The organism is Mesorhizobium sp. Arg314 (genome assembly GCF_053714275.1).
This window is the reverse complement of sequence record NZ_JBSKBP010000015.1, coordinates 89,172-101,130: the sequence shown is the minus strand read 5'-3', so window position 1 is coordinate 101,130 and position 11,959 is coordinate 89,172. Positions and strand designations below refer to the sequence as shown.

At 62.2% G+C, this 11,959-nt stretch carries 9 protein-coding genes; 6 read left to right on the top strand and 3 right to left on the bottom strand.

Translation table 11 applies throughout. From position 1 onward, the window contains the following. Nucleotides 1–118: 118 nt before the first annotated feature. Nucleotides 119–985 (bottom strand): LysR family transcriptional regulator, encoded by an 867-nt coding sequence (locus ACWGS9_RS18110; RefSeq protein WP_454506608.1) that lies wholly within the window; start codon nucleotides 983–985, stop codon nucleotides 119–121. Between the two features lie 100 nt (nucleotides 986–1,085). Here ACWGS9_RS18110 and ACWGS9_RS18105 point away from each other — a divergent pair, with 100 nt between their 5' ends. Continuing rightward, the gene (locus ACWGS9_RS18105; protein WP_454506530.1) at nucleotides 1,086–1,685 is read left to right on the top strand and encodes a LysE family translocator; all 600 of its coding nucleotides are present in this window, start codon (nucleotides 1,086–1,088) and stop codon (nucleotides 1,683–1,685) included. A 109-nt stretch (nucleotides 1,686–1,794) separates the two neighbouring features. Here the strand turns inward: ACWGS9_RS18105 and ACWGS9_RS18100 are convergent, their stop codons facing one another. Next, the gene (locus ACWGS9_RS18100) at nucleotides 1,795–2,589 is read right to left on the bottom strand and encodes an SDR family NAD(P)-dependent oxidoreductase (protein WP_454506529.1); all 795 of its coding nucleotides are present in this window, start codon (nucleotides 2,587–2,589) and stop codon (nucleotides 1,795–1,797) included. Between the two features lie 190 nt (nucleotides 2,590–2,779). Between ACWGS9_RS18100 and ACWGS9_RS18095 the strand changes: the two genes are divergently transcribed. Next, entirely contained in the window at nucleotides 2,780–3,244 is a 465-nt protein-coding gene (locus ACWGS9_RS18095; RefSeq protein WP_454506528.1) for a MarR family winged helix-turn-helix transcriptional regulator, read from the top strand. A 32-nt stretch (nucleotides 3,245–3,276) separates the two neighbouring features. On the opposite strand, the gene ACWGS9_RS18090 is transcribed toward ACWGS9_RS18095, so the two are convergent. Continuing rightward, nucleotides 3,277–4,455 carry an MFS transporter gene (locus ACWGS9_RS18090; RefSeq protein WP_454506527.1) on the bottom strand — a complete coding sequence of 393 codons (1,179 nt, stop codon included), beginning with the start codon at nucleotides 4,453–4,455 and terminating at the stop codon, nucleotides 3,277–3,279. Between the two features lie 194 nt (nucleotides 4,456–4,649). On the opposite strand from ACWGS9_RS18090, the gene ACWGS9_RS18085 reads away from it, so the two are divergent. The 4 genes from ACWGS9_RS18085 (at nucleotide 4,650) to ACWGS9_RS18070 (ending at nucleotide 11,942) form a co-directional block, all read left to right on the top strand. Beyond that, nucleotides 4,650–5,006 carry an ArsR/SmtB family transcription factor gene (locus ACWGS9_RS18085; protein WP_454506526.1) on the top strand — a complete coding sequence of 119 codons (357 nt, stop codon included), beginning with the start codon at nucleotides 4,650–4,652 and terminating at the stop codon, nucleotides 5,004–5,006. Nucleotides 5,007–5,148: 142 nt separating this feature from the next. Next, a complete protein-coding gene (locus ACWGS9_RS18080) occupies nucleotides 5,149–5,982 on the top strand; it encodes an SH3 domain-containing protein (protein WP_454506525.1) in 834 nt (277 codons plus the stop codon). 237 nt (nucleotides 5,983–6,219) lie between these two features. Further along, nucleotides 6,220–9,723, top strand: coding sequence for a carbamoyl-phosphate synthase large subunit (gene carB, locus ACWGS9_RS18075; RefSeq protein WP_454506524.1), 3,504 nt, complete (start codon nucleotides 6,220–6,222; stop codon nucleotides 9,721–9,723). Nucleotides 9,724–9,962: 239 nt separating this feature from the next. Further along, complete coding sequence (locus ACWGS9_RS18070) at nucleotides 9,963–11,942, top strand: hypothetical protein (RefSeq protein WP_454506523.1); 1,980 nt, start codon at nucleotides 9,963–9,965, stop codon at nucleotides 11,940–11,942. Nucleotides 11,943–11,959: the final 17 nt, after the last annotated feature.

Sequence of the window (11,959 nt, the reverse complement as noted above, 5' to 3'; positions counted from 1 at the left end):
AGAGCAATTCTAGCTAGGAAAAGTGCGCAGCGGTTTTCCGTCGAGAATTGCGTAAAAACAAAGAGCTGGAGCAATTCAGCGATTCTATCAAATGCTGAACTGCTCCAAGTCCGACCGTTCACGCCGCCTGGCGATAGCGTAAAAGACCCTCGCGGATATGGCTGGCAAAAGCCTGTGCGCCCGGCGCGGCGGCTTGTTTGGGCAAATGCAGGTTGACGGAGAAATTCGGCAGCGCCGGAAGGCCGGCATCGGACAGGATGTCGAGATCGGCCGGAACCGTCGAGGCAAGCCAGGTGGTGACGGCAAGGTCCGAACGCACCGTCGCGGTCGTTGCGTCGATGTTGCCGTTCTCGAACACGGTGCGCCAGTCGAGCCCGTGCTCGCTTAGCGCTGCCAGCACCGCCGGACGAAAGGCGCAGGTGTCGGCGACGATCGAAACCGGCAGCGGCCGCTTCAGGCGCGCCGAGCCGCCTTTGGCGCCGACCCAGACCAGCCGGTCGACAAGCAGGCATTCGCCGGCGGTGGGACCGACGCGTTCCTCGATAATCGCCAGGTCGATCGTGCCCGCCGCCAAGGCCGCCGTGAGTTCCGGCGAGGATGCGCAGACCAGCGAGATCTCCACCTGCGGATAGGCTTCGGCGTAGGCTTTCAGCACCGGAGCGAGCAACGTGCCGACGAGATCGTAGGGCACGCCGATCCGCACCTGGCCGGCAACTGCCCTGCCCCTGATCTCGGCCAGGATCTCGTCGTTGAGCTGCAGCAGGCGCCTCGCCTTGTCGAGCAGCCGTTCGCCGGATCGTGTCAGCCTCAGGCCGCGGCGATCGCGCTCGAACACGCTTTGGCCGAGCACCTCCTCAAGCCGTTTGATCTGCTGGCTTACAGCGCCTTGCGTCAAATGAAGCGCATTGGCGGCCGCCGTCATGCTGGCCTTGTCGGCCGTCGTGACAAATGTGCGGACGAGGGTCGTGTCGAGGTCGCGGATCATCGCTGGCATTATAATCGATAATGCAACCCATATCAAACATTGCATTTACTGATGCAGCGAAGGGCCTAAGCATGCCGGCTCCTTCGACTGGGAAGCCCGCATGTCCGAAACCATTATCCCGCTGGTCTTGTTCGCGCTGATCTCCACCTCTACGCCCGGCATCGCCACGACATTGTCGACCGCTTCCGGCGCGCAGTTCGGCTTTCGCCGTTCGGTGCCGTTGATGGCCGGCAGCGCAGCGGGACTGGCTACCGTCGCTGCGGCGGGCGCGGCCGGCCTCGCCGGCCTGCTTGCCGCCGTCCCTTCGCTACAACTCGCGATGAAGATCGCCGGCTCGCTCTATCTGGTCCTACTGGCGATCAAGATCGGCCGCAGCGGTCCGCCCAAGCTTGACATCAGCATGGCCAGGCCGAACAGCTTTTTCGGCGGCGCCGGCATCCAGTGGATGAACCCGAAGGGCTGGGCGATGGGGCTGGGCGCCGCGGCATCCTTTGCGGCGCTTGCCGACGGCCCCTTGCAACTCGCGCTGCTGCTCGGCGCCGTGTTCGGCCTGGCGGCTGCCTTCTCACTGTCGCTGTGGTGCGTGGCGGGAACCCTGCTTGCCCGGCTGCTCAAGACGGAGCGCCAGTGGCGCGCGCTCAACATCGCGCTCGGCTTGTTGCTGGCCGCCTCGATCCTGCAGATGTGGCGGCCGGCTTAGAGTCTCCAAATCCGCTAAACCAGAACCAGCGGCCTACCCGGACCTTGGGTCCGACCTCCCCACAAGGGGGAGGTCGGGAACTTGCCTTTCTATGCCTCACGAAATGGCTTCAGGCCGCGTAGCGGGCCGCCGGCTTGTCGGCATGCAGGCTGCCATAGAAGGCTTGCCGGGCGCCAAGGAACGTTGCCACCTTGGCCTCATCGGCAAGCGCCGGCGCGGTGACGGCTTCGCCCCTGGCCAGGCCGACAAGCGCCGCATCGACCAGATCGTCGGCGGTCATAATGATCTCCTTCGGCAGTTGGTCGATGTCGCTGCCGGCGAGCTCCCAAAAGTCGGTCCGGGTCGCGCCCGGCAGCACCACCTGCACCGTCACATTGGTGCCCGCGACCTCGCGGTGCAGGCCCTCGGTGAAGTTGACGACGTAGGCCTTGGTGCCGCTGTAGATGCCGCCGAACGACGTCTCGTAAGCGAGCACCGATGCGATATTGACAATGGCGCCGCGGTTGCGCGCCAGGAGACCCGGCAGCACAGCGCGGGTCAGGCGGGTCAAGGCGATGACATTGACCTTGATCATGCGTTCGGCTGCGTCGGCGTCGGCCGTTGCCACCACCTGCTGGCCACCGAGGCCGGCATTGTTGACCAGCAAGGTGACGCTCTCGTCGGCGGCGATCGCCTGCTCGACGCGGCGCACGTCACCGTCATCGGAGAGATCGGCGGCAATCACCTTGACCTTGCGGCCATAGGCATAGGTCAGCTTGTCCGCCAGTTCCTGCAGCCGGTCGGCGCGCCGCGCCACCAGCACCAGATCGTAGCCCTGCCCTGCCAGCCGGTCCGCGTAGACCGCGCCTATGCCCGATGAGGCGCCGGTGATGACGGCCGTACCCTTGTTGTTCTTCGTGCTCATTGTCGTGTTCCTTTTGTTCGCTTCGCTTTGTCCGGCACTGATGAATCGCATCATCCGCCGCGCTTCTGATTTCAATTAGTGGCATATGCCACTTTCGCGAAATAGGTATATGCCACTATCTTGTCAACGGCTGCGGCGAAAACTATTTCTGCGGCAGGCTGGCGCGTCTTTGCGGCGGCAAGGAGTGATCATGACCGAAGCTCACAAGCCCGGATTCAGCGACTGCAACAACGCCACGCTGCGGCGCGCCGCGCGCAGCCTCGGCCGCTTCTACGATGACGCGCTGGCGCCCACAGGTCTGAAGAGCACTCAGTTCGGCCTGCTCTTTCAGATCCACATCAGCTATGAGCCGGCGATGGGCGCCATCGCCGAGGCGCTGATCATGGACCTTTCCGCGCTCGGCCACACGCTGAAGCCGCTGATCCGCGACGGTTATGTCGAGACCTTTCCCGACAAGGACGACCGCCGCGTCAAGCGCGTGCGGCTGACGCCACGAGGCCAGGCCAAGCTCGACGAGGCGCTCAAGCTCTGGAGCGTCGCGCAGCGGCAATTCGAGGACAAGGTCGGCGCGGAGCAGGCGGCGAAGCTGCGCGCGGCGCTGGACGCCGTGGCCGATCTCGATCTGGAAATGCCGGCGGCCGCTCCTTCGAACTGAAGAAGCGGCCGCTGGCCGGGATTTGAAAACAGCTACTCGGCTGGCATCGCGACCGGGCGCGCGAACACACGACCAGCTAACACCACGCCCAGGCCCACGATCGGGAACACCGCGGCGATCAGGCCGAGGTCGGCCGGCGCACCGAAGCGCAGCACGGCGGCGCCGACCACCGCGCCCAGCGCGACGCCGAAATAGAGCGCCGAGGCGTTGAGCGACAACACGATGGGCGCGGCGTCCGGCGCGATCTTGATGATGCGGCTCGCCTGCGCCGGCGGGAAGGCCCAGCCGACGATGCCCCACGGCACCATCATGGCCATCAGCGCCGGCCCGGCGAGATGATGCGGCAGGAAGGTCGGGATCAGCGAGAAGGTGACGAGCATCGCGGCCGACAGCGCCAGCGACCAGGCGACGGTGCGGGTCGCGCCGAAGCGGTCGGCGGCCTGACCGCCGGCGATGTTGCCGATGACGGCGCCAACGCCGAAGGCGAGCAGCATGCCCGGCAGCGCGATCGGGGAGAGCCCACCGCCTTCGATGGCCAAAGGCGCGATGAAGCTGAAGACCGTGAACGCGCCGACCAGCGCAAGAGCCGTGGTCAACAGGATCGGCATCACGCCGGGGCGCACCGCCGCTGCCAGCCTGCGCTTCAGCGGCAGCTTCGTGCCGATGATGCCGCGCGGCAGCCGCCACCAGAGGATCGCGCCTGCGAGCGCGCCGAGCCCGGCGATGGCGAAGAAGGTGCCACGCCAGCCGGCAATCGCCGCAACCAGCGCGCCGAGTGGCGCGCCGACCGCCACCGCCACCGTGGTGCCGCCGACGACGACGGCGATGGCGCGCGCCCGATGATGGTCGTCGACCAGCGCCACCGCAGTGCCTTGCGCGGTCGCCGCGAACAAGCCTGACGACAGCGCCATGACGATGCGGGCGATCAAGAGCAGCTCGAAGGACGAGCTCACCGCCGCCACCAGATTGCCGATGACGAAGAACGCAATCGTCCACAGGATGACGCGCCGCCGGTCCCATTCGCCGGTCAGCGTCGCAAGCACAGGCGCACCGATCGCATAGGCGAGCGCGAAGGCGGTGATCAGCGAGCCGGCGAGCGGCACGGAGATGCCGGCGTCAGCGGCGATATCGGGAAGAAGGCTCGAGATGACGAAGCCTTCGGTCGAGATCGCAAACGATCCGAGCGCCAGCCAGAAGATCCGCTTGTCCATCGGGAATTGTCCTTAGTTCAAAAGTTATTGAACAATTGGACATAACAGGGCATGATGTCAACCGAGCCGGGACAAAATAGCTGAACCCTGCTGACAGCCCTGTGTCAGGACCGGTCTGAAAAAGAAGAACCAGCGTCCATCGCAGAGAGAGGAGCCGCGTTGAAGTCCGTGCCATTTGTGCTTAATTCTGGGTCATGAGCTTGCCCCATCCGACCACCGACCAGATCAGCCTGCCGATCGTGCTGGCCGTGCTCGGCGATCCGACTAGGCTTGCCATCGTGCGCTATCTGGCAAGCAAGGAAGGCGTGCCGCTGAACTGCAGCAAGTTCCTCGATCTCGCCTCAAAGACCAATCTCAGCTACCACCTCGCCAAGCTGCGCGAGGCGGGCGTCACCCGCAGCGAAGCGGTCGGCACCAGCCGGCTGATCACGCTGCGCCGCGACGACCTCGACAGGCGCTTTCCCGGCCTGCTCGACAGCGTGATTGCCGCGGCTGAGGGCGATCCCGGGCTGCCCGCGGTCGGCACTTCCGAAATCGAGGTTTCGGCCTGAGCGATATATTTGCGCGTGTTCCGGGTCTCAAAATCGCCGCTAAATTCAGGATGACATCTCGCCGCGTCGCCGCCTATAAACGCCTCGGCTTGTGGTCGGCGCGCCCTGGACCCGGTCGCGCCTCGGGAATTGCAGCCAAAAGATGAAGCGCAAAGTCACGCTCCGATTGACGCTGAAGGCACTCTTCGCCGTTCCCTTGCTGCTTGCGGCCCCGCCAGTTCTAGCCCAGGATGCGCCGGGAACGATCATTTCGATCATCGGCGGCCTCGCGCCGAACGATCTCCTCAACATCCGCGCCACCGCTTCACCAAGTGGAAAGATCGCGGCGCGGCTGCCCAGCGGCGCGGCGGTCAGGAATTTCGGCTGCAACGTCATCAACGGCTATCCCTGGTGCAAGGTCGAGGATACGCAGGACGCGCACATCGTCGGATGGGCGCCGGGCCGCTATCTCAGCCCCAACAATCCCGCGCCTGCGCCTGAGGACGCCGTCGCGCCGGCCGCCGAAGCCGTTGCGCCTCAACCACCTCCCGAAGAGCCGCAGCCTGACATAGCGGCGCGCCTGGGCGGCGGCGAGCCGGCCGAGCCGCCTTCCGCGGCCGAGATCGGCAGGACCGCCATGCAAGATGCCTATGGCCTCGCCTTCGCGGCCTCGGCAAGCGCCGAGCCCGGCGCGCCTGCCGCGGACGGCGGCTCCGGCATTCCCTGCGCCCGTCACGTCGGCCAGCCTATGACCCGGTGCGAGACCAGCGTCGCCCATGAGAGTGGCGACAGCACCGTGACGGTGACCTGGCCGGATGGCGGCAGCCGCGTCATCACCTTTCACGACGGCAAGCCGAGCGGCTCGGACTCGCCGGACGAATTCCGCTTCACGCGCGAAGGCAGCCTCAACATGATCCGCGTCGGCGTTTCCGAACGCTTCGAGATCACGGATCAGCTGGCGCTGGGGGACCAAGGGAATAAGGCAGTAGGCCAGTAAGGCAGTATGTGGGGCTGGGACGCTCCCCTACTCCCCTACTCCCCTACTCCCCTACTCCCCTACTCCCCTACTCCCCTACTCCCCTACTCCCCTACTCCCGCATTTTCGGGGTTACATCCGCCAAAACTCTTCCCTATAAGGCCCTCCTAGCCTGATACCAGAATCGCAAGCACAACCGGCCGGGTCCTCCCGTCCCGGTTTTTCGTGCAAGCCGCTCGTCGAACGGATTTTTCGAACATGCCAAGACGCACCGACATCAAGTCGATCCTGATCATCGGGGCCGGCCCCATCGTCATCGGTCAGGCTTGCGAGTTCGACTATTCCGGCACCCAGGCCTGCAAGGCGCTGAAGGAAGAGGGTTTCCGCGTTATCCTGGTCAACTCCAACCCGGCCACCATCATGACCGATCCGGAGCTGGCCGACGCCACCTATATCGAGCCGATCACGCCGGAAGTGGTGGCCAAGATCATCGCCAAGGAGCGCCCGGACGCGCTGCTGCCGACCATGGGTGGCCAGACGGCGCTCAACACCGCTCTCTCGCTGCGCCGCATGGGCGTGCTCGAGCGTTACAATGTCGAGATGATCGGCGCCGACGCGCATGCCATCGACAAGGCCGAGGACCGCGCGCTGTTCCGCGAGGCGATGAGCAAGATCGGGCTCGAAACGCCGCGCTCGATGCTGGCCAACGCCACCGACGTCAAGAACGCCGACCGCAAGACGCATGAGGCCGAGCGCGCCGCGCTGAAGGCCGAGAACCCGGAAAACCTCGACGCCGCGCTCGATGCGCTGGAAACGCGCTGGAACCTCGGCGAAGGCGACCGCAAGCAGCGCTATATCAGCCATGGCATGGCGATCGCCGCGCAGGCGCTCGACCATGTCGGCCTGCCGGCCATCATCCGCCCCTCCTTCACCATGGGCGGCACCGGCGGCGGCATCGCCTACAACCGCGCCGAATTCTACGACATCGTCCAGTCCGGCCTCGACGCCTCGCCCACCACCGAGGTGCTGATCGAGGAAAGCGTGCTCGGCTGGAAGGAGTATGAGATGGAGGTCGTCCGCGACAAGGCGGACAATTGCATCATCATCTGCTCGATCGAGAACCTCGATCCGATGGGCGTGCACACCGGCGACTCGATCACCGTCGCGCCGGCGCTGACCTTGACCGACAAGGAATACCAGATGATGCGCAACGCCTCGATCGCGGTGCTGCGCGAGATCGGCGTCGAGACAGGCGGCTCCAACGTGCAGTTTGCCGTCAACCCGGCCGACGGCCGCCTGGTGGTCATCGAGATGAACCCGCGCGTGTCGCGCTCGTCAGCACTTGCCTCCAAGGCCACCGGCTTCCCGATCGCCAAGGTCGCGGCCAAGCTTGCCGTCGGCTACAGGCTGGACGAACTGGAGAACGACATCACCGGCGGCGCGACGCCCGCCTCGTTCGAGCCGACCATCGACTACGTCGTCACCAAGATCCCGCGCTTTGCCTTCGAGAAATTCCCCGGCGCCGAGCCGGTGCTGACCACCGCCATGAAGTCGGTTGGCGAAGTGATGGCCATCGGCCGCACCTTCCAGGAATCGCTGCAGAAGGCGCTGCGCGGACTGGAAACCGGCCTGACCGGATTGGACGAGATCGAGATCCCCGGCCTTGGCCACGGGAGCGCGCCCGCCAGCCACGCCGACGACCGCAACGCCATCCGAGCCGCGCTCGGCACGCCGACGCCGGACCGGCTGCGCATGGTGGCGCAGGCGATCCGCATGGGCACTTCGCTCGAAGACGTGCACGCCATGTGCAAGATCGACCCGTGGTTCCTCGAGCAGATTGCCGGCATCATCGCCATGGAGGAACGCATCCGCGAGCACGGCCTGCCGCAAGATGCCGTCAATCTGCGCATGCTGAAGGCGATGGGTTTTTCCGACGCCCGCCTCGGGTCGTTGACGAAGACCGACGCGGAAGTGGTCCAGAAGGTCCGCGAAAAGCTCGACGTTCGTCCGGTCTACAAGCGCATCGACACCTGCGCGGCCGAATTCGCTTCGCCGACCGCCTACATGTACTCGACCTATGAGGTTCCCTTCGTCGGCCAGCTCGCCAACGAGGCGCGCGTGTCGGCGCGGAAAAAGGTCGTCATCCTCGGCGGTGGTCCGAACCGCATCGGCCAGGGCATCGAGTTCGACTATTGCTGCTGCCATGCGGCGTTTGCGCTGCGCGACGCCGGCTATGAAGCGATCATGATCAACTGCAACCCGGAGACGGTGTCGACCGACTACGACACCTCCGACCGCCTCTATTTCGATCCGCTGACGGCGGAGGACGTGCTGGAGATCCTGCGCGCCGAGCAGGCTTCGGGCGAGCTCGTCGGCGTCATCGTCCAGTTCGGCGGCCAGACGCCGCTGAAGCTGGCCGACGCGCTGGAGAAGGCCGGCATCCCGATCCTCGGCACCTCGCCCGACATGATCGACCTCGCCGAGGACCGCGACCGCTTCCAGAAGCTTCTGCACAAGCTCAACCTCAGCCAGCCGAAGAACGGCATCGCCTATTCGGTCGAGCAGGCACGCCTCGTCGCCGGCGAGCTCGGCTTCCCGCTGGTCGTGCGCCCGTCCTATGTGCTCGGCGGCCGCGCCATGCAGATCATCCATGACGAGGGCATGCTGCAGACCTACCTGCTCGACACCGTGCCCGGCCTGGTGCCGGAGGACATCAAGCAGAAATACCCCAACGACAAGACCGGCCAGATCAACACGCTGCTCGGCAAGAACCCGCTGCTGTTCGACACCTATCTCTCCGGCGCCATCGAGGTCGATGTCGACTGCCTCTGCGATGGCAAGGATACATTCGTTTCCGGCATCCTGGAGCATATCGAGGAGGCCGGCATCCACTCGGGCGATAGTGCCTGCTCGCTGCCGGTGCACTCGCTGCCGTCGGACCTCGTCGACGAGCTGGAGCGCCAGACCGCGGCGCTTGCCCGCGCGCTCAATGTCGGCGGCCTGATGAACGTGCAATACGCGATCCAGGACGGCACGGTCTATGTGCTGGAGGTCAACCCCCGCGCCTCGCGCACCGTGCCCTTCGTCGCCAAGACCATCGGCCGCCCGATCGCCAAGATCGCCGCCCGCATCATGGCCGGCGAGACGCTGGAAAACGCCTTCGCCCATTACGGCGCGATGCCCGATCCTAGGCGGCCCGGCCACATCGCCGTCAAGGAAGCCGTCTTCCCCTTCGCCCGCTTCCCCGGCGTCGACATCCTGCTCGGGCCGGAAATGCGCTCGACCGGCGAGGTCATGGGCCTCGACCGCGATTTTGCCCTCGCCTTCGCCAAGAGCCAGCTGGGCGCGGGTGTCGATCTCCCCCGCTCCGGCACGCTGTTCGTCTCGGTCCGCGACGAGGACAAGAAAGGCATCCTGCCGGCGGTAAAACGCCTCGCCGGCCAGGGCTTCAAGGTGCTGGCCACCTCCGGCACCGCCCGCTTCCTCGCCGAGAACGGCGTGGTGGCCGAAAAGATCAACAAAGTGCTCGAAGGCCGCCCCCACATCGAAGACGCCATCCGCAACCGCCAGGTCCAGATCGTCTTCAACACCACCGACGGCCAGAAGGCGGTGTCGGACTCGAAGTCGCTGCGCCGCGCAACGCTGATGCAGAAGGTGCCGTATTATACGACGCTGTCGGGTGCGGCGGCAGTGGCCGAGGCGATTGCGGCGTTGAGGGCGGGGAATTTGGAAGTGCGGCCGCTGCAGGAGTATTTTGGGTAGGCGATTGGCTGATCTTCCTCCTTGGTGAGGGAGATGGTCTGCAGGCCAAGGGGCGCGCGCTGTCTCACCGGCGTAGTCCCAGTCTCGCCAAGCGAGCAATTGGAAGTTGAAGGGACAACAATCGCGCTAACTCACCGGAATGCTCCGAAAGAACGGTCCGCGTCGATCTTGTAATACTGCTTAAGGTAATGCAACATCTTCCTGCTGGGATTGTTTCACTACCGGGGGAGAAGTTTGCGATGGTTGAGAACGTTTCGGACGAGCTTCTCAAGCCTGATATGCAGGCGGTTTTATCGAGAACTTACCTCGGCTACGATCTACACAGCTTTCTGCTCCCAGTTTTGGAAGCCATCTCGAATGGGATGCACGGCATTGAAGCAAAATTCAAAGGCCGAGCCGCTGAGCAGGGCCTGGTCCAGGTCAACTTTTCACACTCGGCAGACCCATATAGATTTCGAGTGACAATATCAGACAACGGAATAGGACTAACGGACGAAAACTATAAGTCGTTTAGAACCCCGTTCTCTGGTTACAAACTTAAGGAAAATGGTAGGGGGTTCGGACGATTTATAGCTTTTAAAATATATTCATATGTTTCTTATAAAAGTCGATATAAGTTCTTTGCCGTCGAAAAGAAAAGATCGTTCAAGTTTGATCTCTCAAACGACGAAGAAATCATATTCTACGAGGCTGAACCGGAGTTTTCTGGTTCAGGATTGCAAGTAGAGTACCGCCAGCCTCTCACCAATTGGCACGATTTGATACGAGGATTACGGCCCGATCACGTCGCCGACGAAATCGGAAGCCACTTTCTCCCGTACTTCCTGTATAAGTGGCTTCCGAAAATTACCATACAGTTTGACGACAAGCCCCCGCAGGACATAAGGGAGCATTTCCAAAATGTCTTTGTGCAGTCAGATTCTGGCCAGATAGAGTGTGAAATCGATGGCGCAATCGAGAAATTAGATTATTCGGTAACCCGAATTCCTAAGACACGCACGTTCAGCAGCCATTGCCTGTTACTTTCCGCCGCAGATCGAATTGTCGGAAAACCACGCGATCTAACGAACAAGCTCGGTCAGCCATTCTTTGTCGACGAAAAAGGGGAGAAATATATTGTAATTGCTGTTGTTAGAGGCCCGGCATTTGAAACGCGGCTCAATGACGCTAGAACTGGAATCAATATTCCACCCAAGTCGATCGAGAATATCGTTTCCGCTGTGAGTGAGGTAATTGAAAAAGTAGAAGTCGGTCAAATCGAAAAAATCAAAGACGAGCAATCTAGCGATTTGGGTGATGCGCTTCGGGAGAACCCCATCCTCCGGCTCGGGCTGCGGGGCAAGACGGTCAGCGAATATGTTGCCGCAAAACCGAACAATTGGTCAGCCGAGGAATTTGTCTCAGATCTGGCTATCGAGCGCTTTCGCGCCTCTGGCGATCTTTCGAAGGCCATCACCATAGCTGCCGGTGACCCAGAGAATTATAGCGAAAAACTGTCGGATATAGTCAAAAAGATTGACGCGGCCAAAAAAGAGGCTTTAGCAGAGTACGTAATACACAGAAAAAATATCATTGAGCTATTGGAGGCAGCACGGAAGTTTAGAGAAGACGGCAAAAGAGAACCCGAGGACGTTATACATGAACTCGTCTTTAGAAGGTTTTCTGACAGTGTTAATAACGAATATTTCTCTCACAATTTGTGGCTCATAGACGATGCGCTAGCATTTTTGCCGTATGTATCAAGCGACCGGACCTTACACGGCCGCGGCAGGAGATCAGGCGACAAGGTCGCAGATTTGGTGTTCTTTGACGATAGCATCATTCTGGGTGACAATGACGGGACCACGATAAATATTGTGGAGTTCAAGAAACCGAGCCGAGACGACTATCGATTCGGCAATGAGAAGCTTGATCCCGTTCTACAGGTAATTAATACGCTGGATCAAGCAACCGAGAGGGGAGGCATCACCAAGACAGATGGTGGCCACATAGCCTTTACGGGTGTAGTTCGGCGTTTTGCGTTCATCGTAGCCGATCATACCCCAACTATGGTCAGCTTGCTCCGCAAGCACGACTTCAAGAATGACTGGAATCCAAAGGTGTTCTTTCGATTTAGAGATCATGAGGAAATTTTTATACAGGCAATAGGCTACGAAACCCTCATAGAGAACGCCAAGAAAAGAAATCAAGCGTTCTTTAGCGTTTTGCTCGGCGAGTGACAGGAAGTACCCTGAGC